This window comes from Citrobacter sp. Cf132 (assembly GCF_030333885.1).
Classification (GTDB): Bacteria; Pseudomonadota; Gammaproteobacteria; order Enterobacterales; family Enterobacteriaceae; genus Citrobacter; species Citrobacter freundii.
This window is the reverse complement of sequence record NZ_JAOWFA010000071.1, coordinates 240,300-265,721: the sequence shown is the minus strand read 5'-3', so window position 1 is coordinate 265,721 and position 25,422 is coordinate 240,300. Positions and strand designations below refer to the sequence as shown.

21 protein-coding genes are annotated in these 25,422 nt (G+C 53.3%); 14 read left to right on the top strand and 7 right to left on the bottom strand.

The annotated features are described in order from the left end of the window. Window positions 1-96 precede the first annotated feature (96 nt). Window positions 97-1,092: a 6-phosphogluconolactonase gene (pgl, locus tag OGV85_RS21835; protein WP_061548081.1), complete on the top strand. Its 996-nt coding sequence runs from the start codon at window positions 97-99 to the stop codon at window positions 1,090-1,092. A 57-nt stretch (window positions 1,093-1,149) separates the two neighbouring features. Here the strand turns inward: pgl and OGV85_RS21830 are convergent, their stop codons facing one another. Further along, a complete protein-coding gene (locus tag OGV85_RS21830; RefSeq protein ID WP_061548082.1) occupies window positions 1,150-2,100 on the bottom strand; it encodes a LysR family transcriptional regulator in 951 nt (316 codons plus the stop codon). 178 nt (window positions 2,101-2,278) lie between these two features. Here OGV85_RS21830 and OGV85_RS21825 point away from each other — a divergent pair, with 178 nt between their 5' ends. The 3 genes from OGV85_RS21825 to OGV85_RS21815 all read left to right on the top strand — a co-directional run bounded on the left by OGV85_RS21825 (window position 2,279) and on the right by OGV85_RS21815 (window position 7,297). Then, window positions 2,279-3,331, top strand: coding sequence for a 4-oxalomesaconate tautomerase (locus OGV85_RS21825; RefSeq protein WP_061548083.1), 1,053 nt, complete (start codon window positions 2,279-2,281; stop codon window positions 3,329-3,331). An 82-nt stretch (window positions 3,332-3,413) separates the two neighbouring features. Then, the gene (locus OGV85_RS21820; RefSeq protein WP_003023047.1) at window positions 3,414-4,847 is read left to right on the top strand and encodes an anion permease; all 1,434 of its coding nucleotides are present in this window, start codon (window positions 3,414-3,416) and stop codon (window positions 4,845-4,847) included. A gap of 188 nt (window positions 4,848-5,035) precedes the next feature. Further along, entirely contained in the window at window positions 5,036-7,297 is a 2,262-nt protein-coding gene (locus tag OGV85_RS21815) for a hydratase (RefSeq protein WP_061548084.1), read from the top strand. Window positions 7,298-7,350: 53 nt separating this feature from the next. Here the strand turns inward: OGV85_RS21815 and OGV85_RS21810 are convergent, their stop codons facing one another. After that, window positions 7,351-8,634 carry a putative acyl-CoA thioester hydrolase gene (locus OGV85_RS21810; protein ID WP_003837077.1) on the bottom strand — a complete coding sequence of 428 codons (1,284 nt, stop codon included), beginning with the start codon at window positions 8,632-8,634 and terminating at the stop codon, window positions 7,351-7,353. A 224-nt stretch (window positions 8,635-8,858) separates the two neighbouring features. On the opposite strand from OGV85_RS21810, the gene hutI reads away from it, so the two are divergent. The 5 genes from hutI (at window position 8,859) to hutH (ending at window position 15,171) form a co-directional block, all read left to right on the top strand. Then, complete coding sequence (hutI, locus tag OGV85_RS21805) at window positions 8,859-10,082, top strand: imidazolonepropionase (protein ID WP_061548085.1); 1,224 nt, start codon at window positions 8,859-8,861, stop codon at window positions 10,080-10,082. Then, a complete protein-coding gene (gene hutG, locus OGV85_RS21800) occupies window positions 10,079-11,020 on the top strand; it encodes a formimidoylglutamase (protein WP_003023056.1) in 942 nt (313 codons plus the stop codon). Before hutI ends, hutG begins: the two co-directional genes overlap by 4 nt. Window positions 11,021-11,107: 87 nt before the next feature. Next, entirely contained in the window at window positions 11,108-11,827 is a 720-nt protein-coding gene (locus OGV85_RS21795; RefSeq protein WP_003023059.1) for a histidine utilization repressor, read from the top strand. 136 nt (window positions 11,828-11,963) lie between these two features. Beyond that, window positions 11,964-13,649 (top strand): urocanate hydratase, encoded by a 1,686-nt coding sequence (hutU, locus tag OGV85_RS21790; RefSeq protein ID WP_003023061.1) that lies wholly within the window; start codon window positions 11,964-11,966, stop codon window positions 13,647-13,649. A 1-nt stretch (window position 13,650) separates the two neighbouring features. Further along, the gene (gene hutH, locus OGV85_RS21785) at window positions 13,651-15,171 is read left to right on the top strand and encodes a histidine ammonia-lyase (RefSeq protein ID WP_016149818.1); all 1,521 of its coding nucleotides are present in this window, start codon (window positions 13,651-13,653) and stop codon (window positions 15,169-15,171) included. A gap of 95 nt (window positions 15,172-15,266) precedes the next feature. Here the strand turns inward: hutH and OGV85_RS21780 are convergent, their stop codons facing one another. Both OGV85_RS21780 and bioA read right to left on the bottom strand, forming a co-directional pair. Continuing rightward, complete coding sequence (locus OGV85_RS21780; RefSeq protein ID WP_061548086.1) at window positions 15,267-15,743, bottom strand: kinase inhibitor; 477 nt, start codon at window positions 15,741-15,743, stop codon at window positions 15,267-15,269. A 57-nt stretch (window positions 15,744-15,800) separates the two neighbouring features. Then, window positions 15,801-17,090, bottom strand: coding sequence for an adenosylmethionine--8-amino-7-oxononanoate transaminase (bioA, locus tag OGV85_RS21775; RefSeq protein ID WP_003837064.1), 1,290 nt, complete (start codon window positions 17,088-17,090; stop codon window positions 15,801-15,803). A 76-nt stretch (window positions 17,091-17,166) separates the two neighbouring features. Between bioA and bioB the strand changes: the two genes are divergently transcribed. Genes bioB through bioD form a run of 4 tightly spaced genes read left to right on the top strand, consistent with a single transcriptional unit; the run spans window position 17,167 to window position 20,791 of the window. Continuing rightward, window positions 17,167-18,207 carry a biotin synthase BioB gene (gene bioB / locus OGV85_RS21770; protein ID WP_003837062.1) on the top strand — a complete coding sequence of 347 codons (1,041 nt, stop codon included), beginning with the start codon at window positions 17,167-17,169 and terminating at the stop codon, window positions 18,205-18,207. Continuing rightward, window positions 18,204-19,361 carry an 8-amino-7-oxononanoate synthase gene (gene bioF / locus OGV85_RS21765; RefSeq protein ID WP_003035174.1) on the top strand — a complete coding sequence of 386 codons (1,158 nt, stop codon included), beginning with the start codon at window positions 18,204-18,206 and terminating at the stop codon, window positions 19,359-19,361. The genes bioB and bioF overlap by 4 nt, the downstream gene beginning before the upstream one ends. Beyond that, the gene (gene bioC, locus OGV85_RS21760) at window positions 19,345-20,100 is read left to right on the top strand and encodes a malonyl-ACP O-methyltransferase BioC (RefSeq protein ID WP_003035177.1); all 756 of its coding nucleotides are present in this window, start codon (window positions 19,345-19,347) and stop codon (window positions 20,098-20,100) included. The genes bioF and bioC overlap by 17 nt, the downstream gene beginning before the upstream one ends. After that, window positions 20,093-20,791, top strand: a complete 699-nt coding sequence (gene bioD, locus OGV85_RS21755; RefSeq protein ID WP_048219262.1) for a dethiobiotin synthase — start codon at window positions 20,093-20,095, stop codon at window positions 20,789-20,791. Before bioC ends, bioD begins: the two co-directional genes overlap by 8 nt. Here the strand turns inward: bioD and OGV85_RS21750 are convergent. Beyond that, a complete protein-coding gene (locus tag OGV85_RS21750) occupies window positions 20,757-21,479 on the bottom strand; it encodes an ABC transporter ATP-binding protein (protein WP_061548087.1) in 723 nt (240 codons plus the stop codon). The genes bioD and OGV85_RS21750 overlap by 35 nt on opposite strands. 11 nt (window positions 21,480-21,490) lie before the next feature. Continuing rightward, window positions 21,491-21,838: a hypothetical protein gene (locus tag OGV85_RS21745; protein WP_149029355.1), complete on the bottom strand. Its 348-nt coding sequence runs from the start codon at window positions 21,836-21,838 to the stop codon at window positions 21,491-21,493. Between the two features lie 410 nt (window positions 21,839-22,248). Here OGV85_RS21745 and uvrB point away from each other — a divergent pair, with 410 nt between their 5' ends. After that, a complete protein-coding gene (gene uvrB, locus OGV85_RS21740) occupies window positions 22,249-24,270 on the top strand; it encodes an excinuclease ABC subunit UvrB (RefSeq protein ID WP_003831523.1) in 2,022 nt (673 codons plus the stop codon). Window positions 24,271-24,391: 121 nt separating this feature from the next. On the opposite strand, the gene yvcK is transcribed toward uvrB, so the two are convergent. Next, window positions 24,392-25,300: a uridine diphosphate-N-acetylglucosamine-binding protein YvcK gene (gene yvcK / locus OGV85_RS21735; protein WP_061548088.1), complete on the bottom strand. Its 909-nt coding sequence runs from the start codon at window positions 25,298-25,300 to the stop codon at window positions 24,392-24,394. Between the last annotated feature and the right edge of the window lie 122 nt (window positions 25,301-25,422).

The following is a 25,422-nucleotide window of genomic DNA, read 5'->3' as shown; positions in this document are numbered from 1 at the left end:
ATTCTGAGCCTTAATTAAGCATTCACCGTTAAAAGCGTCTACCTTAGGCGTGTGTCAGGCAATTGCAGCCACCTGCCAAAAAGCAAAGGAGTATTCATGAAGCAAACCGTTTATACCGCCAGCCCTGAAAGTCAGCAAATCCACGTCTGGAGCCTGAATCACGATGGTTCTCTGACGCTGACACAGGTGGTTGATGTGCCGGGTCAGGTACAGCCGATGGTCGTCAGCCCGGATAAGCGTTACCTCTATGTTGGCGTGCGCCCGGAGTTTCGCGTGTTGGCTTATCGTATTGCGCCTGATGACGGTGCGCTGACCTTCGCGGCAGAGTCTGCGCTGCCGGGTAGCCCGACGCATATTTCTACCGATCATCAGGGACGTTTCGTGTTCGTGGGTTCTTATAACGCTGGCAGCGTGAGCGTCACGCGTCTGGAAGATGGTCTGCCGGTGGAACTGGTTGACGTGGTTGAAGGTCTGGATGGTTGCCACTCAGCCAACATCTCTCCGGATAACCTTACCCTGTGGGTTCCGGCGTTGAAACAGGATCGTATCTGCCTGTTTGATGTAAGCGATGATGGCCATCTGGTCGCGCAGGAACCGGCTGAAGTGACTACCGTGGAAGGCGCGGGCCCGCGTCATATGGCGTTCCATCCGAATAAGCAATATGCCTACTGTGTGAACGAGCTGAACAGCTCTGTTGATGTCTGGGAGCTGAAAGATCCGTACGGCAAAATTGAGTGTGTGCAGACGCTGGATATGATGCCTGCAGATTTCGCTGATACCCGTTGGGCAGCAGATATTCATATCACACCTGATGGGCGTCATCTGTATGCCTGTGATCGCACCGCCAGCCTGATTACGGTCTTTAGCGTGTCTGAAGACGGTAGCGTACTGACTAAAGAGGGTTTCCAGCCTACCGAAACTCAGCCACGTGGTTTTAATATCGATCACAGCGGAAAATACCTGATTGCCGCCGGGCAAAAATCGCACCATATCACGGTGTATAAGATTGCAGGCGAACAAGGACTGTTGACAGAGAACGGTCGTTACGCGGTAGGACAAGGCCCGATGTGGGTGGTGGTTAACGCGTACTAAAACGTCAGGTGTTACAAACGATCCGCAATCTTGTGAAGATTGCGGATTTTTTTATGTTCATCCAACAATCGGTAGATTTTCATGACGTTCAGCAACGGATGTCCAAAGACAGTCTTTGTCATCTGCCCACAAATTAAGCAGAAGAGAGAAGAAACGTTCAGCGGGAGGTGAGAGAATAGCGTCTTTACGCCGAATAACTCCCAGCGTGCGTCTAATAACAGGCTCAACCAGTGGGATACTTGTCAGGGTGGGATGCGGCGTTTGCGGCATTGCTAACCCTGGTAAAGCGGAAACGCCCAGTCCAGCTTCAACCAGACCCAGCGAAGTGGACAGATGACGAACCTCGTAAAACCAGTTCAACTTCCATGGTTTATCGGCCAAATGTTGTTCAATCAATAATCGGTTACCGCTTGAGGAGCGAACGCCTATCAATTTGTAATTCAGCAATTCCTGCCACTCCACCAACTGTTTATTGGCGAGTGGATGATCGCGCCGACAGGCCAGAACAAACGGTTCATTAACCAGTGGAGTGAACTCGATAGAGGAATTTGTGATGTTGTTCATATTTATTCCAAAATCAGCCTCATTGCAAAGTACGGATTCCATACAATTATTCGTACCTTGTTCAATAATTCGCACTTTGATATTGGGATACCGCTCATTAAATTTTCCTATTGCCAACGGCAAGAAATAGAAAACCGCGGTAGGAATACAGGATAATGTCACTATGCCATGATGATGAACATTCACATCACTAATATTAAAAATAGTTTCATCTAATGCCCTAATTAATTCTCTGGCTTCAGGTAAAAGCATTTTTCCCGCTTTTGTTAATGTGACTTTGCGAGTTGTTCTTTCAAAGAGTTGAGTGTGTAAATACTCTTCCATCTTTTTAATCCTGCGTGTTAATGCAGGTTGCGTAATATTAAGTAACTTGGCGGCATTGTTAAAAGAATCGGACTCTGCCAGTGTGACAAACGCCTTCATGCTTGATAATTCGTGTTTCATTCTGACTCCGGACTAAATCGGGGAAGCCCCTGTCTAAGATGAAAGTGTTCAGTGTATCTGCAATTCATAATTTTTAATTAATAAAAATAAATCACTAATCACGAAAATGAAGTCATTAGTCACCCTAATCATGACATGCAACCATGTACATAGTGAAAATAATATCGAGAGCATAATCATGAAAAAAATACCTTGCGTTATGATGCGCGGAGGAACATCCAGGGGCGCATTTTTATTAGCACAAGATCTACCGCAAGAAGAAAAACTGCGTGATGAAGTATTGATTAAAATTATGGGTTCTGGCAATGCGCTGGAAATAGACGGCATTGGTGGTGGCAATCCGTTAACCAGCAAAGTAGCGATCATTAGTCGTTCAAACGACCCGAAAGCTGATATCGATTATTTATTTGCTCAGGTATTGGTGCATGAGCAACGGGTCGATACCACGCCGAACTGCGGCAATATGCTTTCCGCCGTTGGCGCGTTTGCTATTGAAAAGGGATTAATTAATGCCGAAACGCCGACCACCCGCGTTCGTATTCGCAATGTAAACACCAACACGTTTATCGAAGCTGATATACAGACACCAAACGGCGTTGTTGAGTATGAAGGAACAGCAAGAATTGACGGTGTCCCGGGAACATCGGCCCCGATTGCATTGACGTTCCTGAATGCCGCAGGTTCTAAAACCGGGCATATTTTTCCAACGGGCCAACACATCGATTATATCAACTCCGTTCCCGTGACCTGTATGGATATGGCGACACCTGTCGTAATTATTCCTGCCGAATACCTGGGGAAAACGGGTTATGAATCCGCGCAAGATTTAGATGCAGACCGCGAATTATTGGCGCGCATCGAGTCTATTCGTTTACAGGCCGGTGAAGCTATGGGCCTGGGAAATGTCAGTAATAAGGTTATCCCTAAACCTATTCTCATCTCGGCGCCTCAGCATGATGGCGCAATTAATGTTCGCTATTTTATGCCGCATTCTTGCCATAAAGCACTGGCAATTACTGGGGCGATAGCGATCGCCAGCAGTTGCGCCATTAACGGTACCGTTACGCGTCAGGTAACCGCAGGCGCGCATTACGGGAATATCACTATCGAACATCCAGGCGGCGCTCTTAATATTTATTTAACCAATGAAGGGGATGAGCCTGAAACTATCAGAGCTTCGGTTATTCGCACCGCCAGAAAAATATTCGCCGGTGATGTTTATCTTCCCTGACAGCATTGGCCACATGTTGCTGTGATTATGGAAAATCGAAAAACATTCTGTATTGCTTGTACAGATTATTCAGGACCCCAAAATGAACGTTAAATCATTATGGAAGCTAATATTAATATTGGCCATCCCTTGCATTATAGGACTTATGCCAGCACCGGCAGGATTAAGTGAACTGGCCTGGGTGCTATTTGGTATTTATCTCGCAGCCATTGTCGGGCTGGTGATCAAACCGTTTCCTGAACCGGTGGTATTATTGATTGCTGTTGCCGCTTCAATGGTGGTTGTCGGAAATTTAGGCAGCGGCGTACTTAAAACCAGCAGCGTGCTGAGTGGCTATGCTTCCGGTACGACATGGCTGGTGTTCTCCGCGTTTACTTTAAGCGCTGCTTTTGTGACGACGGGACTGGGCAAGCGAATTGCCTATATTCTGATTGGTAAAATAGGTAACACCACGCTTGGCCTGGGCTACGTGACCGTATTTCTTGACCTGGTATTAGCCCCGGCAACACCGTCAAATACGGCGCGTGCGGGAGGCATTGTCTTGCCCATCATCAATAGCGTGGCGGTGGCGTTAGGCTCTGAGCCGGACAAGAGCCCCCGACGCGTCGGCCACTACCTGATGATGACGGTGTATATGGTCACTAAAACGACCAGCTATATGTTTTTTACTGCGATGGCAGGAAACATTCTGGCATTGAAGATGATCAACGATATCTGTCATTTACAACTAAGCTGGGGAGGATGGGCTCTTGCGGCAGCTGTGCCTGGACTGGTTATGCTGTTGGTAACGCCTTTAGTCATCTATTTTATGTATCCACCTGAAATTAAAAAGGTAGATAACAAGACTATCGCCAAAGCCGGACTTCAGGATTTAGGTCCAATGAAAGGGCGCGAAAAAATGCTGCTGGGCATTTTCGTCCTCGCGCTATTAGGATGGATCTTTAGTAAAACTCTCGGCGTTGATGAATCAACGGTTGCCATTGTAGTAATGGGGACGATGCTTTTGTTTGGCGTAGTCACCTGGGATGATGTGGTTAAAAATAAGGGCGGCTGGAATACCTTAATCTGGTACGGTGGTATTATCGGTTTGAGTTCGCTGTTATCGAAAGTGAAATTCTTCGATTGGTTAGCCGAACTCTTCAAGAATAACCTCGACTTTGGTAACCACGGCAATGTTGCGTTCTTTGTTATTCTCTTTTTGAGCATTATTGTTCGTTATTTCTTTGCCTCTGGCAGCGCCTATATTGTGGCAATGATGCCGGTATTTGCCATGCTGGCGAACGTTTCTGGTGCGCCACTGATGTTAACTGCATTGGCATTACTCTTTTCTAACTCTTACGGCGGTATGGTTACCCATTATGGCGGCGCCGCGGGACCGGTTATTTTTGGCGTTGGATATAACGACATCAAATCGTGGTGGCTGGTTGGCGCAATGCTGACGTTCTTGACGTTCCTCGTCCATATTACGCTGGGCCTTTGGTGGTGGAATATGTTGATTGGCTGGAACATGCTCTAACTATACCCGTCATACTTCAAGTTGCATGTGCGTTGGCTGCGCTCGCTCACCCCAGTCACTTACTGGAGTAAGCTCTTGGGGATTCGCTCCCTTGCCGCCTTCCTGCAACTCGAATTATTTAGGGTATAAATTACATCGTTCATTGGTTGTCTGTGCTCTGGTTGGAGCACAGCAATGCGGAGTATCTAATGATTAAATTATATGAGAAAGGGATTTACCTCTCCGGTAATAATGAAATTATCGCTGAGGATGGGGTGTCTGAACCAATCTGTAAAGAAGAGGCGAAAAAAGGAACTATCGCGTGGTCGATTATCTCAGAGCATAATACGTCCGGTGACATGAATAAGCTAAAAATTAAGTTTGATTCATTAGCCTCACACGATATTACCTTTGTCGGTATTATTCAGACCGCTAAAGCATCAGGAATGGAGCGCTTTCCTTTACCGTACGTTCTGACGAACTGCCATAACTCATTATGCGCGGTAGGGGGAACCATTAACGGTGACGATCATATGTTTGGTCTGTCTGCGGCACAGCGTTACGGCGGAATCTTTGTGCCGCCACATATTGCCGTCATCCATCAGTACATGCGTGAAATGATGGCCGGGGGCGGCAAAATGATCCTCGGCTCAGACAGCCACACGCGTTACGGTGCATTAGGCACGATGGCGGTAGGAGAAGGGGGCGGTGAGCTGGTCAAGCAGCTGTTAAACGATACCTGGGATATTGATTATCCTGGCGTTGTTGCCGTTTATCTGACCGGCAAGCCTGTTGCGGGCATCGGCCCGCAGGATGTGGCTTTGGCTATCATTGGCGCGGTGTTTAAAAATGGCTACGTCAAAAATAAGGTCATGGAGTTTGTCGGCCCTGGCATTCGCCATCTCTCAACGGATTTTCGCAACAGCGTTGATGTAATGACCACCGAAACCACCTGCCTGAGCTCTGTCTGGCAAACGGATGATGAAACTCGCAGTTGGCTGGCATTACACGGTCGCGAACAGGATTATCGCCCGCTCAACCCGCAGCCGATGGCCTGGTACGATGGGTGTATTTATGTCGATCTGAGTGCGGTTAAGCCGATGATTGCGCTGCCATTCCATCCAAGTAATGTCTATGAGATTGCTACACTCAATGAAAATCTGACGGATATTCTCCGGGAGATTGAAGTTGAATCTGCGCGAATCGCGCAAGGTAAAGCCAGCCTCTCGTTGTTGGATAAAGTGGAGAACGGACGCTTAAAAGTACAGCAGGGGATCATTGCTGGATGCTCGGGCGGCAACTTTGAAAACGTGATTGCTGCGGCGCAGGCATTACGTGGTCAATCCTGCGGTAATGATGCTTTCTCGCTGGCTGTCTACCCCTCGTCACAGCCGGTGTTTATGGATTTAGCGCAGAAAGGTGTCGTTACGGATTTACTGGGAGCGGGGGCCGTCATCAGAACCGCATTCTGTGGTCCATGCTTTGGTGCGGGCGATACGCCAATCAACAATGGTCTTAGCATCCGCCATACCACGCGCAACTTCCCTAACCGTGAAGGCTCGAAACCGGGCAATGGTCAAATGTCAGCCGTTGCGCTGATGGATGCGCGATCAATTGCGGCTACGGCAGCAAATGGAGGATTTCTCACTGCCGCGACGGATCTGGACTGCTGGGAGGCTGTACCTGACTATGCGTTTAATCCTGCGCCATATAAGAGCCGCGTATACCAGGGGTTTGTGAAAGGGGCCACGCAACAGCCGCTCATTTACGGCCCGAATATTAAAGACTGGCCGGAACTGGGCGCGTTAACAGAAAATATTCTGCTGAAAGTGGCCTCAAAAATACTTGATGACGTGACAACGACGGATGAGCTTATCCCGTCCGGTGAAACCTCTTCGTATCGTTCCAATCCTTTGGGGCTGGCGGAATTTACCCTTTCCCGACGCGATCCTGGGTATGTGGGAAGGAGTAAAGCGACGTTGGAGCTGGAAAAGCAACGTCAGGCGGGTGACGTTAGCGAACTGGCGTCCGTTTTCGCACGCATTCAGCAGATTACAGGTCAAGAAAACACGCAACCACTGGAGACTGAAATTGGCAGCATGATTTATGCCGTCAGGCCTGGAGATGGTTCTGCGCGCGAGCAGGCGGCAAGCTGTCAGCGAGTGATCGGTGGACTGGCAAACATCGCCGAGGAATATGCCACCAAGCGTTACCGTTCCAATGTCATTAACTGGGGAATGTTACCGCTACAAATGGCTGAGAAACCTTCTTTTGAGGTCGGGGACTATATCTATATTCCTGGTATTCGCCGTGCGCTGGATGAGTGCAGCCGCGAGATAACAGCGTACGTTCTTCATGATGATGGCGCGATGCGTGAAATCAGCTTGTATATGGAAAGCCTGACCGCCGAGGAGCGTGAGATTATTAAAGCGGGGAGTTTGATTAACTTTAATAAATCGCGTTTGGTGTAACGCCATAAAAAAGGTCGCCAGCGTAAATATGGCGACCTTTTTTTACTCTGGGATTACTGCTTCGGCTCGGCAACCACTTTGCTACCGATACCGCGGTTGTTGTATTCCCACATGCGGTTGAAGTTGGTGTCGTTCAGGTTGCGCTGGATTTCACCTTTGTCATCTTCCGCACCGGTATTACCGGCAAATGGGCGTTTTGCGATAACGCTGTCAGCCCATGGTTTTGCCATGTTAAAGCCTTCGTTAATCACGCTGTCACGGATAACGACCTGACCGTTAGTGTTGGAATCGACATCCAGCGATCGGCCTAACTGCGCCACGCCATCGCCGCTTGCCGTGAAGCGGCTATTAATCGCCAGGAAACCGTAGTAGATGTTTGACAGAGTAGCCGGTGCGAACACGTAACCTTCCTGCTGCGTACGGGAATTCACAACACGGAAATCGGTGTTCTCGAACACCACTGCGCCACGACCAGAAACGATATCCACATCACCTTCAATGTAGCTGTTGGTTACCAGCGTGCGAGGCTGACGATCGTTTTCCAGACGGTTTTGTACGCCGCTGTTGGTTACAAAGAACGTATTCTGACGACCCAGAATATTGACCTTGTTGATCTGCACTTTATCGCCATCGGTACGCAGTGCAACGGCCGGGTGGTTACCCGCATCAACGCTGTCACCGAGGTTGTTTTCGATGGTCAGGTTCTGCAATTGCAGACCGTTGTTTTGCGACCAGACGACGGCAGAACACATCACACCAATATTTGTGCCACGTTTGTTCTGGCAATTATCAAACATATACCACGCAGGTTTACCCGGCATATATTTACCGCCTGGGTTCACCGTACGACGCCAGTCTGCGGTGCTCATGTCACCGTCAATGGCCTGGCCAATTTTTACATCCAGCGGTTTTTCGCCCATACCGTACAGCGTCAGGCTACCCGTTGCTGCCGGGATGTATACCGTGCCCTGATACTCGCCCGGCATAATCGCGATGTACTGACGTTTGTTCGTACGTTTGATGATTGCCGCATCCACCGCAGCCTGAATGCTGGTATGGGTTACGCCCTGAGTGCCTGCCGGACCAACGACGAAGTCAGGTTGTGCAGGCAAAGAAATTGAAGAAGGGCTCCATGGCGCGGTGTTTGGCGTCAGCGCGGAAAAATAGTGCGCAGCAACGAAGTTTTTCGCTTCATTGGCCGACAAGATCGGGCGCGAAGAGGTACCTGGCGCGGTCTGATCGGAAGGAATTTGATCGGGCGGCGTAGAGCTACAGGCGGTCAGCGTCACGCCAAAAGCCATTGCCAGCGCCAGACGGGAAACTGATGATATGTTCACAGGTTGCTCCGGGCTTTGAAAGTTATCCATTAAAGCCTGCTTTTTTATACTAAGTTGAGCGAAACGGGAAGGCGAAAAGGTAAAAAGTTGTTTTTTATCGCAGCAATGTCTGGCGCGGAGAGTCTTTATATCACAAATAGATAACAATTATGGCTCTTCAGGTTGACAACATCCCTATAATCAAAAATAAATGTCTATACAACCTATGACAAGTGGTGAGTCGAATGCAGCAATTCTTCCCTGATGATGTTATCTGGCGCAATGTTCGTCTGGCGACTATGGATCCTGAACGTGGTACCCCATATGGGCTGGTGGATGGTCACGCGCTGATCGTCCGCCAGGGCAAGATTCGCGATATCGTCCCGGAATCATCGTTATATCTCACACATGACAATACTTTTGATATGCAGGGCCGGCTGATTACGCCTGGCCTGATTGATTGCCATACGCATCTCGTCTTTGGCGGAAACCGCGCAGGTGAATGGGAGCAGCGGTTAAATGGTGTCTCCTACCAGCAGATAAGTGCTCAGGGTGGGGGGATCAATGCCACCGTATCGGCGACCCGCAGCGCCACGGATGAACAACTCTTACACGTAGCCCATCAGCGGATGGAACAGCTGATTAAAGAAGGTGTTACGCTGTTGGAAATAAAATCCGGCTACGGCCTGGATTTGCCGACAGAAGAGAAAATATTGCGCGTGGTGGCAGCGCTGGCGGCAGAGAATATCGTTGAAATCAGCCCGACGCTGTTGGCTGCGCATGCGACGCCAACGGAATTCAGGGATGATCCTGACGGCTATATTACGCTGGTGTGCGAGACCATTTTGCCGCAGCTGTGGGAACAAGGGCTGTTTGAGACCGTTGATCTGTTCTGTGAAAGCGTTGGTTTTTCGTTGGCGCAGAGTGAGCGGGTGTTTCAGGCTGCGCAGGCGCTGGGCATCCCGATTAAAGGCCATGTCGAACAACTGTCATTGCTTGACGGCGCACAGTTGGTAAGCCGCTACCACGGGCTATCCGCCGATCATATTGAATACCTCGATGAAGCGGGCGTGGCGGCAATGAGCCAAAGCGGTACGGTCGGCGTGCTGCTGCCCGGCGCATTCTATTTCCTCAAAGAGCAGCAGCGCCCACCGGTAGCGTTGCTGCGTCAATATCAGGTACCGATGGCGGTAGCGACAGATTTTAACCCCGGTACCAGCCCGTTTATCAGCCTGCACTGGGCGATGAATATGGCCTGCGTTCAGTTTGGCTTAACGCCGGAAGAAGCATGGGCGGGCGTAACCCGTCATGCGGCCCGGGCGCTGGGGCGTCACGACACCCACGGTCAATTGAAGGCCGGGTTTGTGGCCGATTTTGTGGTGTGGGATGCAACACTTCCTGTTGAGATCCTGTATGAACCCGGGCGCAACCCGCTCTACCAACGCGTATTCAAAGGACAAATAGCATGACTCACTGGCAACCTGCTTCACCTGCGCTATGGCAGGGACGTGATGACCGGGCCGAATCGCCGAATGCGCTGCGCCTGTTTCAGACTATCACCCAGAGCCCGACGTTTAGCCCAGAAATGTATCGCGAGCAGATAGCGTTGCTCGGGTTTGCTTGCGACGAAGGTGTTAAACGTAATCAGGGGCGCACGGGAGCTGCCGGAGCGCCCGATGTGCTGCGCAAGGCGCTGGCGAATTTAGCCAGCCACGATGGGCATCATCGACTGGTGGATCTGGGCAATATTGTGGCGCAGGCCCCCGATCTTGAGGGCGCGCAGCAGGCGCTACGCAATGCAGTACAGCGTTGCCAGCAGGAAAATATGCGCACCTTTGTTTTGGGTGGCGGACACGAAACCGCATATGCCCATGGTGCAGGTGTGCTGGACGCATTCCCGCAGGCGAAAGTGGGGATAGTCAACTTCGATGCGCATCTCGATTTGCGCCATGCCGGGCAGGCTACATCCGGTACGCCGTTTCGCCAGTTGGCGCAGCTTTGCGATGAACAACAGCGTGAATTTCACTATGCCTGTATCGGCGTCAGCCGGGCGGCAAACACCCAGGCGCTTTGGGATGAGGCCCAGCGGCTCGGTGTGACCGTAGTGGAGGATCTGCATTGTGGTACGGCGCAGGCGCAGCTAGCGCAGTTCATTGCCAATCTGGATGTCATCTATCTGACAATCGACCTCGACGTGCTGCCGGTGTGGGAAATGCCCGGTGTGTCGGCCCCCGCCGCGCTTGGCGTACCGTTGGCGACGCTGCTGAGACTGATTGAGCCTCTGTGTTGTAGCGGTAAACTACAGGCGGTGGATATGGTTGAATTTAATCCACGCTTTGACGATGATGGCAGGGCGGCGCGGGTTGCGGCGCGATTAGGCTGGCAAATCGCCCACTGGTGGCACTGACATACCTGATGGCGTTGCGCTTATCAGGTTCGGGTAATGCCTGTAAACTGTACCCACTCACATTTTCAGCTTAAGGAAGGCTCACGCATGCTCCCATCCCGTTCTGCTCCGGCTCCTTTTTACGAAAAGGTCAAACAGGAGATCAGCGAAAAAATTGCCAGCGGTATCTGGCAGCCTCACGATCGCATTCCGTCTGAGGCAGAGTTGGTGGCGCAGTATGGTTTCAGCCGCATGACCATCAACCGGGCGCTGCGTGAGTTAACGGATGAAGGTTTACTGGTGCGTTTGCAGGGCGTGGGGACGTTTGTCGCCGAGCCAAAAGGTCAGTCCGCGCTGTTTGAAATTCGCAGCATCGCGGATGAAATCAACGCCCGTCAGCATCAGCACCGGTGCGAAGTGCTGACGCTGGAAAGAACCCGGGCAAACGCGCAGCAGGCTTTGGTATTAAACGTCAAAGAAGGCACCTCTATTTTTCACTCTGTCATGGTGCACTACGAGAACGATCTGCCGGTACAGATTGAAGATCGCTGCGTGAATGCCGAAATTGTGCCGGAGTATCTGGCGCAGGATTACAGCCAGACTACGCCGCACGCTTACCTGTCGCTGATAGCCCCCTTGACCGAAGGTGAGCATATTGTTGAAGCGGTACGTGCCAGCGCCGAAGAGTGCGCGCTGCTGAACATCAAAGAACACGATCCCTGCCTGCTGATCCGCCGCAAGACCTGGTCCGCGTCATCCATTGTCTCTCATGCCCGTTTACTGTTCCCTGGTTCCCGCTATCGACTGCAAGGGCGGTTTATGTCCTGATACAGGAGATGAAAACCGTGATTGCTGACGCAATATAATAAAAATGTATCTTAATTGTTAAAATCATCCTTGCGGTGACTTGTATAGACAAGTATATGTTACTTATCTATCCGACGTTCGCGAGGAGTTTTCTGTCATGTCCCATAGCAAATATCGTCAGCAGGATATTCGTGCCCCACGCGGCACCACCTTAACGGCCAAAAGCTGGCTGACCGAAGCGCCGCTGCGCATGTTAATGAATAATCTGGATCCCGATGTGGCGGAAAATCCGCATGAGCTGGTGGTTTACGGCGGGATTGGCCGCGCCGCACGGGACTGGGAATGCTATGACGCCATCGTCAACGCGCTGACCAAACTGGAGACCGATGAGACGCTGCTGGTCCAGTCCGGAAAACCGGTAGGCGTATTCAAAACTCACGACAACGCACCGCGCGTGCTGATTGCCAACTCCAACCTGGTGCCACATTGGGCTACCTGGGAACACTTCAACGAACTGGACGCCAAAGGGCTGGCGATGTACGGCCAGATGACCGCCGGGAGCTGGATCTACATCGGCAGCCAGGGCATCGTGCAGGGGACTTATGAAACCTTCGTTGAGGCCGGGCGTCAGCATTATCAGGGTAACCTGAGCGGGCGCTGGGTACTGACCGCCGGACTGGGCGGTATGGGCGGGGCGCAGCCGTTAGCCGCTACGCTTGCGGGGGCATGTTCGCTGAACATTGAATGCCAGCAAAGCCGAATCGATTTCCGTCTGCGTACCCGTTACGTGGACGAGCAGGCGACATCGCTTGACGATGCGCTGGCGCGTATCGACAAATACACTCGCGAGGGTAAAGCGGTCTCCATTGCGCTGTGTGCGAACGCCGCCGACGTTGTGCCGGAACTGGTGAAGCGCGGTGTGCGCCCGGATATGGTCACCGACCAGACCAGCGCCCACGATCCGCTGCATGGTTATCTGCCGTCTGGCTGGAGCTGGGAAGAGTATCAGGCAAAAGCGGTGTCCGATCCGCAGGGCACGGTGCAGGCGGCGAAACGTTCAATGGCAACGCACGTTGAGGCGATGCTGGCGTTTAGCAAAATGGGCGTGCCAACGTTTGATTACGGCAACAACATTCGCCAGATGGCCAAAGAGATGGGCGTGGAAAATGCCTTTGATTTCCCCGGCTTCGTACCTGCTTATATTCGACCGTTGTTCTGTCGCGGCATTGGCCCGTTCCGTTGGGTGGCGCTTTCCGGCGATCCGCAGGATATTTATAAAACAGATGCCAAAGTGAAAGAGATCGTGGCTGATGATAAGCACCTTCATCACTGGCTGGACATGGCTCGTGAGCGGATTAATTTCCAGGGTTTACCGGCGCGTATCTGCTGGGTCGGCCTGGAGTGGCGTCAGAAACTAGGGCTGGCGTTTAATGAAATGGTGCGCAGCGGTGAAGTATCCGCGCCGATTGTTATTGGCCGTGACCATCTGGACTCCGGTTCTGTTGCCAGCCCGAACCGCGAAACTGAAGCTATGCGTGACGGCTCAGACGCCGTATCCGACTGGCCGCTGCTGAACGCGCTGCTTAACACCGCCAGCGGCGCGACCTGGGTGTCGCTGCATCACGGTGGCGGGGTCGGTATGGGCTTCTCTCAGCATGCCGGGATGGTGATTGTTTGCGATGGCACCGATGAAGCCGCGGCGCGTATCGCCCGGGTCTTACATAACGATCCGGCGACCGGGGTGATGCGTCACGCCGACGCCGGATATGACATTGCGGTGGAATGCGCCGTCGAAGAAGGGCTAAATTTGCCGATGGTTACCGCGACGCAGGAGAAACGCTGATATGAACACCATGACACTCACGCCGGGCCATCTGAGTTTTATCCAGCTACGTGAAATCTGGCAGCAGCCGGTCAAACTGAGTCTGGATGCCGGGGCGATCGATGCTATTAACGCCAGCGTCGCCTGCGTCAATAATATTGTCGCTGAAGGCCGTACGGCGTATGGCATTAATACCGGCTTTGGCCTGCTGGCCCAGACCCGTATCGCCACGGAAGATTTGCAGAATTTGCAGCGTTCGCTGGTGCTTTCCCATGCGGCAGGTGTCGGCGAGGCGCTGGACGACGCGATGGTGCGTCTGATTATGGTGCTGAAAATCAACAGCCTGGCGCGCGGTTTTTCCGGTATTCGCCTGAGCGTGATTGAAGCGCTGATTGCGCTGGTGAATGCCGAGGTGTATCCACTGATCCCGGCGAAAGGCTCCGTGGGGGCATCGGGTGACCTGGCGCCGCTGGCGCATATGTCTTTGACGCTGTTGGGAGAAGGGAAGGCGCGCTGGCAGGGTGAATGGCTCCCGGCGACCGAAGCGCTGAAAAAGGCCGGGCTGGAGCCGATAACGCTGGAGGCAAAAGAAGGGCTGGCGTTGCTCAACGGCACCCAGGCTTCGACGGCCTTTGCGCTGCGTGGGCTAATTGAAGCTCAGGAACTGTTTGCGTCTGCAACGGTGTGCGGGGCGCTGACCACCGAAGCCGTGCTGGGTTCCCGTCGTCCGTTTGACGCCCGTATTCACGCCGCGCGAGGGCAGCGTGGGCAGATTGATGCCGCAACGCTGTATCGTCACGTATTGACCGACACCAGCTCGCTTTCGCAGTCGCATCATAACTGTGAGAAAGTGCAGGATCCGTATTCTCTGCGCTGTCAGCCACAGGTGATGGGGGCATGTCTGACGCAAATGCGCCAGGTGATGGATGTTCTGCTGGTGGAAGCCAATGCGGTTTCCGACAACCCGCTGGTATTTGCCGAAGAGGGGGATGTCATATCTGGTGGCAACTTCCATGCTGAACCGGTGGCGATGGCAGCAGATAATCTGGCGCTGGCGATTGCGGAAATCGGCTCGTTATCGGAGCGACGCATTGCGTTAATGATGGATAAACACATGTCGCAACTGCCGCCGTTTTTGGTGAAAAACGGTGGGGTGAACTCCGGCTTTATGATTGCTCAAGTCACGGCTGCCGCGCTGGCGAGTGAGAACAAAGCGCTGGCGCATCCGCATAGCGTAGACAGTTTACCGACGTCCGCCAACCAGGAAGATCACGTATCTATGGCTCCGGCGGCGGGGCGCAGACTGTGGGAGATGGCAGCAAATACGCGCGGCGTGATTGCCGTAGAGTGGCTGGCGGCGTGTCAGGGGATTGACCTGCGTGAAGGGTTAACTTCAAGCCCGCTGCTGGAGCAGGCGCGCCAGGCTTTACGCGAGCAGGTTGCTCATTACACGCAGGATCGCTTTTTCGCACCGGATATCGAGTGCGCGACCGAACTGTTAGCGCAAGGAACGTTGCTGAAATTGCTGCCTGAATTTCTGTAGAAAATTGCCTGATGGCGACGCTGACGCGTCTTATCAGGCTTACGGTCGGCTTTGTACGCCGGATGAGGCTAAGCCGACATCCGGCACAACAGAACTTAGCTAAATATTGCGGTAACAGAAGCGCTGGCGAGCGAGTGGAAATGGACGTTAAATCCAACCATCGCGCCGCTGGCATCCTCATCGACATCAATACGCTCCACATCCAGTGCGTTAACTGTAAAGATATAGCGGTGGGTTTCCCCCTTCGGCGGCGCAGCGCCACCATAACCGGCTTTACCAAAATCCGTGCGTGTTTGCAGCACGCCTTCCGGCAACGCAACCAGCCCCGAGCCGTAACCTTGTGGTAAAACCCGGGTATCTGCAGGCAGGTTAACCACCACCCAGTGCCACCAGCCGGAGCCGGTTGGCGCATCAGGATCGTAACAGGTCACGACAAAGCTTTTAGTCCCGGCGGGCACATCATCCCATGCCAGGTGCGGGGAAATATTATCCCCGTCATATCCCATGCCGTTAAAGACGTGGCGATGAGGAAGCTTTTCGCCATCGCGCAGATCGTTACTGATTAGTTTCATGCTGACTCCTCTCGTTAGCCAAAAAGTGTAGCCAGAAACCGTAGAGCTTACCGCCGATTAATCGCTAAAAAATGTTGCATTGCGCACAGCCTCGTTGACGGCCTGCGTCAGGCTGCGCAGTTGTTCGGGCTTGATGATGTACGGCGGCATCAGATAAATGAGCTTACCAAACGGTCTTACCCACACGCCCTGTTCGACAAAGAACTTCTGTAACGCGGCCATATTCACCGGATGCGTGGTTTCTATCACGCCGATGGCACCAAGCACGCGCACGTCGGCGACCCAACGGGAATCTGCCGCCGGGGCGAGTTCTTCACGCAACTGCGCTTCAATGGCCGCGACCTGCGAGCGCCATTCGCCGGTTTCGAGCAGCGACAGGCTGGCAGAGGCGACGGCGCAGGCCAGTGGATTGCCCATGAAAGTCGGGCCGTGCATAAAACATCCGGCTTCACCGTTGCTGATGGTTTCCGCAACCAGGCGCGTGGTCAGGGTGGCGGAAAGGGTCATCGTTCCGCCGGTTAACGCTTTGCCAAGGCACAAAATGTCCGGAGTGATATCGGCATGCTCACAGGCAAACAGCTTGCCCGTGCGACCAAATCCGGTGGCGATTTCATCGGCAATCAACAAAATGCCTTCCCGGTCACACATCTTACGGATGCGCTTTAACCACTCAGGATGGTACATGCGCATGCCGCCAGCGCCCTGTACAATCGGCTCAAGGATCACTGCCGCAATTTCGTGGCGATGTGCGGCCATCAGACGGGCAAAAGGCACCATATCCAGTTCGTCCCATTCGCCGCCCATCCGGCTTTGCGGAGCGGGCGCAAACAGGTTATCAGGCAGATAACCCTTCCACAGACTGTGCATCGAGTTGTCAGGATCGCAGACCGACATCGCGCCGAAAGTATCGCCGTGATAACCGTTACGAAATGTCAGGAAACGCTGACGGGATTCACCTTTGGCCTGCCAGTATTGCAGCGCCATTTTCATCGCGACTTCCACGGCGACCGAACCAGAATCAGCGAGAAAAACGCACTCCAGCGCCTCGGGCGTCATCGCCACCAACTGGCGACACAGCGCAATAGCCGGGGCATGGGTAATGCCGCCAAACATCACGTGCGACATGGCATCAATCTGCGTTTTCATCGCGGCATTCAGCTGCGGGTGATTGTAACCGTGGATTGCCGCCCACCAGGATGACATGCCGTCAACCAGCTTCTCACCGCTGGCTAATATCAGTTCACAACCTTCGGCACTGGCCACCGGATAAACCGGTAGCGGGGAGGTCATGGAGGTGTAAGGGTGCCAGATATGGCGTTGGTCAAACGCAAGATCGTCCGTTGTCATAATCGACTTGTAAACCAAATTAAAAAGATTTAGGTTTACGAGTCTACACCAAACTAACAACGAAACGTATACCAATATGGCTCATTCTTCTCGCTGGACAATGTCGCAAGTCACCGAATTATTTGAAAAACCGCTGCTGGATCTGTTGTTTGAAGCGCAGCAGGTTCATCGTCAGCATTTCGATCCGCGGCAGGTACAAGTTAGTACGCTGCTGTCGATTAAGACCGGTGCTTGCCCGGAAGACTGCAAATACTGCCCGCAAAGTTCCCGCTATAAAACCGGACTGGAAACGGAACGTTTGATGGAAGTTGAACAGGTTCTGGACTCTGCCCGTAAGGCGAAACAAGCCGGTTCAACGCGGTTTTGCATGGGCGCGGCGTGGAAGAACCCTCACGAACGCGATATGCCGTACCTGGAACAAATGGTTCAGGGCGTGAAAGAACTGGGGCTGGAAGCCTGTATGACGCTGGGCACGCTGGACGAATCTCAGGCCCAGCGCCTGGCCAATGCGGGTCTGGACTACTACAACCACAACCTCGACACCTCGCCGGAATTTTACGGCAATATCATTACCACCCGTTCGTATCAGGAGCGCCTGGATACGCTGGATAAAGTGCGTGAGGCGGGCATTAAAGTTTGCTCCGGCGGGATTGTGGGGCTGGGTGAAACGGTGACCGACCGCGCGGGTCTGCTGCTGCAATTAGCGAATCTGCCGACGCCACCGGAAAGCGTGCCGATCAACATGCTGGTGAAAGTGAAGGGCACGCCGCTTGCCGATAACGACGACGTGGATGCTTTTGATTTTATTCGTACTATCGCCGTCGCGCGTATCATGATGCCGACCTCATACGTACGTCTTTCTGCCGGGCGCGAGCAGATGAACGAACAAACCCAGGCAATGTGCTTTATGGCCGGGGCCAACTCGATTTTCTACGGCTGCAAACTGCTGACCACGCCGAACCCGAACGAAGATAAAGATTTATTGTTGTTCCGAAAGCTGGGTCTTAACCCCCAGCAAACGGCGGTACTGGCGGGTGATAACGAACAGCAACAACGTCTGGAGCAGGCGCTGCGTACCCCGGATACCGACGATTACTACAACGCGGCAACCGTATGACCTGGCAGCAAAAAATCGACGATGCGCTAACGGCGCGTCGTCGTGCTGATGCGTGGCGTCGGCGCTATGCAGTGACACAGGGTGCTGGTCGCTGGTTACAGGCTGGCGGTCGTCAGTATCTGAATTTCTCCAGCAACGACTATCTCGGCTTAAGCCACCATCCGCAAATTATCTGCGCGTGGCAGCAGGGTGCTGAGCGTTTTGGCGTCGGCAGTGGCGGCTCGGGCCATGTCAGCGGTTATTCCGTTGCGCATCAGGCGCTGGAAGAAGAGCTGGCGCAGTGGCTCGGCTATTCCCGGGCGCTGTTGTTCATCTCCGGTTTTGCCGCTAATCAGGCAGTGATAGCCGCATTGATGGAAAAAGACGATCGCATTGTCGCCGACAGGCTTAGCCATGCCTCGCTGTTGGAGGCCGCCAGCCTTAGCCCTGCTGTTTTACGTCGCTTTACCCATAACGATCCGCAACATCTGGAGCGTCTGCTGACTTCCCCCTGTCCGGGGCAGCAGCTGGTGGTCACTGAAGGCGTATTCAGCATGGATGGCGATAGTGCGCCGCTGGCAAAAATCCACGCGGTGGCGAAACGGCAGGGCGCGTGGCTGCTGGTGGATGATGCGCATGGGATTGGCGTAAGCGGTGAGGAAGGGCGCGGTTCGTGCTCTCGACAGCAGGTGAAACCTGAGCTGCTCGTAGTGACGTTTGGCAAAGGGTTTGGCGTCAGCGGTGCGGCGATCCTGTGTTCTGATAGCGTGGCCGACTATCTGCTGCAGTTTGCCCGCCATCTGATCTACAGCACCAGTATGCCTCCGGCGCAGGCGCAGGCTTTACGCGCCGCGCTGGCGGTGATCCGCAGCCGTGAAGGCGATGAACGCCGGGAAAAGTTAGCGATGCTGATCCAGCGTTTTCGCGCTGGGGTGAATACTACGGATTTGACGCTGGCGCATTCAGACAGCGCTATTCAACCGCTGATCGTTGGCGACAATCATAAAGCCCTGCAACTGGCACAGACATTACGGCAACAGGGATGCTGGGTGACGGCGATTCGCCCACCAACGGTGCCCATTGGTACGGCCAGATTACGGCTGACGCTGACCCAGGCGCATGAGGTGCAGGATATCGATCGTCTACTGGAGGTGTTGCATGGCGCAGGTCAATAAACAGGCGATTGCCGCCGCGTTTGGCCGCGCTGCCACCCACTATGAGCAACACGCAGAGCTACAGCGTCAGAGCGCCGATGCGTTACTGGCACAACTCGATGGCCGGGCGTTCTCACGGGTTTTGGACGCGGGCTGTGGGCCTGGGCGTATGAGTCGCTACTGGAGGGAGCAGGGGAGTGAGGTCTGTGCGTTGGATCTTTCGGCGCAAATGCTGGCTGAAGCGCAGCGTCACGATGTTGCCCATCACTATCTGCTGGCGGATATCGAAGCCATTCCGCAGGCCGCTGCCACTTTCGACCTGGCCTGGAGCAATCTGGCCGTGCAGTGGTGCAGCGACCTACGCGGTGCGTTAAGCGAGCTATACCGGGTGGTGCGTCCTGGCGGAACGGTGGCGTTTAGTACCCTGGCGCAAGGTTCGATGCCGGAACTTCGTCAGGCGTGGCGAACAGTTGATGACCGGGAGCATGCCAACCGTTTTTTGCCCGTGGAGCAACTGGAAAACGCGCTGTGCGGCTGGGACGTTGAATACCAGTCTCATGCCGTCACGCTGTGGTTTGACGATGCGCTGAGCGCCATGCGCTCGTTGAAGGGTATTGGTGCGACGCATTTGCATGATGGACGCGAGCAGCGTGTGCTGACCCGCTCGCAACTGCGTCAGCTACAGCTCGCCTGGCCCTGTCAGCAGGGGAAATATCCGCTGACCTATCATCTTTTTTTGGGAGTGATTCAACGTGACTAACACGTATTTTGTCACCGGGACGGACACTGAAGTAGGTAAAACTATCGCCAGTTGTGCGTTGCTTCAGGCGGCGGGACAGTTGGGATTGCGAACCGTCGGCTATAAGCCGGTGGCGTCAGGCAGTGAAATGACGGATGAAGGTCTGCGAAACAGTGATGCGCTGGCGCTACAGCGCAACAGCGTTGTAGCCGTGGATTATGCAGCCATCAATCCGTATACCTTCGCGGAACCTACCTCACCGCATATCATCAGTGCTGACGAAGGGCGCCCCATTCAGGCCTCCGTGATGTCTGCGGGTTTACGCTTGCTTGAAGAACAGGCTGACTGGGTATTGGTGGAAGGTGCAGGCGGATGGTTTACGCCGCTTTCGCCTACGTTGAGTTTTTCTGACTGGGTAAAAGCGGAACAACTGCCGGTGATTCTGGTGGTTGGCGTTAAGCTCGGTTGTATCAATCATGCCATTTTGACCGCTCAGGCGGTGCAGCAGGCCGGGCTGACGCTCGCCGGATGGGTTGCCAATGATGTGACGCCACCCGGCAAGCGTCATGCTGAATATATGGCGACGCTAAAGCGTGCGCTTGCGGCTCCGCTGCTGGGGGAAATTCCTTGGCTGGCAGAAGAGCCGGAGCAAGCATCGACAGGTCGTTATATCGATCTTAGCGTTTTGTCTCTGGCATCCACCAGTCGTTGATTAGCGGGTCGCTGAATTGTGTTATTTGCCCTTGAGCCACGTTGCGGCCACGATGTAACAAGCAATAGCAGTCGGCGACCCGACGAATGAACGGCAGGCTCTGCTCCGCGAGCATAATGGTGATGCCAAGCTCCTGACTTAGCCTCACAATCAGATTCCCCAGTTTGTGGATATACGCCTGGCCTGTTCCTCGTGTGGGCTCATCGAGGATCAGCAGACGCGGGCGAGTGACCAACGCACTGGCGAGTGCAAGCTGGTGCTGATTTTCCTCCGACAATGCCACCCCTTTGGCCTGACGCAGTACAAACAGCTGTGGAAACAGGCGGTAAATATCTCTGCTGTTCATTGCTTCGCTTTCCTCAACCGCCTGGCGCGCAATGTGCAGATTTTCCTCTACCGTCAGTTGCGAAAAAATTCGCCGCTCCTGTGATACACAGTTAATACCTAGTGCAATGCGCTTTGCCGCCGGAATCTGAAGCAGATCGCAAGGTGGTGCGCCAGCCTGATGCCAGAACATAGTTCCGCTCTCAATCGGTAAATTGCCGATGATGCAATTGGCAAGCGTAGTCTTTCCCATCCCTGGAAGACCCAGCACGGCGGTACATTTACCGGGCAACAGGTCGAGATCGACATCCCAAAGCGAGTGTTGATTACCGTAATAGTGATTCACTGCACGAAGACTCAACATAGATTTCTCCCTCATGATGATATCCGCCTCGCGGACTGGTGGTCGGGAGAAAACTGCAAATCTCTTGCCAGAAGCGGAATTGGGGAAAAATACAGCAGGATGGCGTGCAGCGCTGGCGGTAAATTCTTACTGACCGCATTCCTGACGTTCTTTTGTGCACATTGGCAGTGCCTGGTGGTGTCGTGATGGTGCAGGCAGGAAAATGATGAAAATGCGAGCAAGATCTCGGCCATCCGAGGTCGCTTCGTTAGCTGATAAATATCAAAAAATAGCGATAATTTTTTTTTATCCCACCAGAAAAGACCATCAGGACGTTTTTGCCAGGCTACAGTCCATACGGGCTGGAGGCAGTTATCCACTATTCCTGTGGATAACCTTGTGTATTAGGGTTAGAAAACACAATGTAAGCGAGAGAAGACGCGGCCTGCGACTAAATTGATGCGAAAGACGGCTCGAGATAATAATCATTAAATTACAGGATGTTAGATAAATGCAATGGCTGTCGCAGAAGTGTCATGCGTTGCCACAAAACTTTCATCGAGTAGCTTGACAAATGTTAAAAAAGTCATTGGTTTGGGGATAACACATTTTTGCTGGTGTTTTATCTTGCCTGCGGACAAATTTTAGCCTGTAGTCACGGCCATTTTGCTGGGGTAACAGAAATATTCTGGCGCGTTACTGTTTTTTCATCCAGTATATTTTACTGGCAAAATATACGGCTGCGAGTAAAATTACACACCTGCCCGCCCATTGCTTCAGGTAGCTGCTCATGAGTAAACCGTTCAAACTAAATTCCGCTTTTAAACCCTCTGGCGATCAGCCTGAGGCGATTCGTCGCCTGGAAGAAGGTCTGGAGGATGGTCTGGCGCATCAGACGCTACTGGGGGTGACGGGGTCGGGGAAAACATTCACCATCGCTAACGTGATTGCGGACTTGCAGCGTCCTACCATGGTGCTGGCCCCCAATAAGACACTTGCTGCTCAGCTGTACGGTGAGATGAAAGAGTTCTTCCCGGATAACGCGGTGGAGTATTTCGTCTCTTACTACGACTATTATCAGCCGGAAGCCTACGTACCCAGTTCTGACACCTTCATCGAGAAAGATGCTTCGGTCAACGAACATATTGAGCAGATGCGCCTGTCGGCAACCAAAGCGCTGCTGGAACGTCGCGATGTCGTTGTCGTGGCGTCGGTTTCGGCGATTTATGGTCTGGGTGACCCGGATCTGTACCTGAAAATGATGTTGCACCTGACGGTGGGGATGATTATCGACCAGCGTGCGATCCTGCGTCGTCTGGCGGAGCTGCAATATACCCGCAACGATCAGGCGTTCCAGCGCGGGACCTTCCGCGTACGTGGTGAAGTGATCGACATTTTCCCGGCAGAATCCGACGACATCGCGCTGCGCGTGGAACTGTTTGATGAAGAGGTCGAACGTTTATCGCTGTTTGACCCGCTGACCGGGCAGGTCGAATCCACAATTTCGCGCTTCACCATCTATCCTAAAACGCACTACGTGACGCCGCGCGAACGTATTGTACAGGCGATGGAAGAAATTAAAGTTGAGCTGGCAGAGCGGCGTAAGGTCCTGTTGGCAAATAACAAACTGCTGGAAGAACAGCGCTTAAGTCAGCGTACCCAGTTCGATTTGGAAATGATGAATGAGCTGGGTTACTGCTCGGGGATTGAAAACTACTCCCGCTATCTGTCCGGTCGCGGCCCTGGCGAGCCGCCGCCGACGCTGTTTGATTACCTGCCTGCCGATGGCCTGTTGGTGGTGGATGAATCCCACGTGACTATCCCGCAAATTGGCGGCATGTATCGCGGCGATCGGGCGCGTAAAGAAACCCTGGTCGAATACGGATTCCGTCTGCCGTCGGCGCTGGATAACCGTCCGCTCAAATTTGAAGAGTTCGAGGCGCTGGCTCCGCAAACTATCTACGTTTCGGCGACGCCGGGCAACTATGAGCTGGAGAAATCCGGTGATGAAGTGGTCGATCAGGTGGTACGACCGACCGGCCTGCTGGATCCGGTCATTGAGGTGCGTCCGGTGGCGACGCAGGTTGACGATCTGCTGTCGGAGATCCGCACCCGTGCGGCGATTAACGAACGTGTGCTGGTCACCACGCTGACCAAACGGATGGCAGAAGACCTCACAGAATACCTCGAAGAACATGGCGAGCGGGTGCGTTATCTGCACTCTGACATCGATACTGTGGAACGCATGGAAATCATTCGTGACCTGCGTCTGGGCGAGTTTGACGTACTGGTGGGTATCAACCTGTTACGTGAAGGTCTGGACATGCCTGAGGTCTCCCTGGTGGCGATTCTGGACGCAGACAAAGAAGGGTTCCTGCGTTCTGAACGTTCGCTTATCCAGACCATCGGTCGTGCGGCGCGTAACATCAACGGTAAGGCTATTCTCTACGGCGATAAAATTACCGCCTCAATGGCTAAAGCGATTGGTGAAACCGAACGTCGTCGTGAGAAACAGCAACTCTACAACGAAGAGCACGGTATTACGCCGCAGGGCCTGAATAAGAAAGTGGTCGATATTCTGGCGCTGGGTCAGAATATTGCGAAGACCAAGGCGAAAGGCAAAGGGAAGTCACGCGCAGGCGCGAAGTCTGAAGTTGTGGAACTGGATATGACGCCAAAAGCGCTGCAGCAGAAGATTCACGAGCTGGAAGGGCAGATGATGCAGCATGCGCAGAATCTCGAATTTGAAGAGGCAGCGACGATCCGTGACCAGTTGCATCAACTGCGCGAGTTGTTTATCGCAGCATCATAAGAGTGTGCCGGATGCGGGGTAAACCCCTTATCCGGCTACGGCAAAGATCGCGTTCGTAGGTCGGATGCCGGAGCAGAGCGTTTTGTAGGCCTGATAAGCGCAGCGCATCAGGCTAATCCGTTTAGCCCAGCGCCTGCACCGCTTTCTCCAGCGCACTATGTAATAGCTGGCGGTCATGGCGATACGGAATATCGCTGGCTTCCAGCACTTCCTGAATGACAACGCGGTCGGTAACGGCGGAAGCATCCACTTTCGGTCCGACAACCACCGCATCAATGACTTTTTTCCCGACGTACTGTTCGATGATGGTCAGCTTGTCGTTAAGCGTCAGGCTGGCGGCTGGCAGGCTTAATTCGCGCCCAAGATTGCCTATATAGACCATCGGAGCCGGTGTGCGACGTAACGCCTGCGCCATTTCGTCGAGCAGCAGGATCGGCATCAGGCTGGTGTAAAAACTGCCTGGCCCAATTAAAATCAAATCAGCTTCAGCGATAGCCTCTACCGCTTCGCGCGTGGTTGGCACTTTTGGCGACAGCATCAGCTCCTGAGGCGGGATGGTGAGCTGATCGATATTCACTTCGCCATACACCTCATGCCCCTGATCGTCGATAGCCATTAAATCGACCGGCAGCTCAGACATCGGAATTAAATGCGCGTCGACTTTCAGTAGGCTACGAATTAAATTTATCGCCTCCAGAGGCCGCACGCTCAGGTGATCCAACGCCTTTAACATCAAATTTCCGAGGTTATGCCCGGAAAGCTCGCCATTACCGCCAAAACGGTACTCAAACATCGCGGATGCGACGCTGGGCTGGGTAATTAACTGGTTCAGACAGTTACGCATGTCTCCCCAGGCTATCCCGCCTTCAGAGCGACGAATACGACCTGTCGACCCGCCGTTATCCGTGGTGGTGACGATACCCGTCAGGCGGGAACCTAATGGGGAAAGAGAGGAGAGAACGCGTCCTAATCCATGCCCTCCGCCGAGAGCGACAACGCGGTCCAGATCTGCCAGCGTGCGAGTGCGCATATATTTTCCTGATATCAATTGATCGGCGCTACAGTAACGTAAATAGCGTGTTTTCAGCAATTATCCAGTCGGCATCTGCCGTAATTATTTTCTGCGATCTACTCCTTTCTGACGAGATCCAC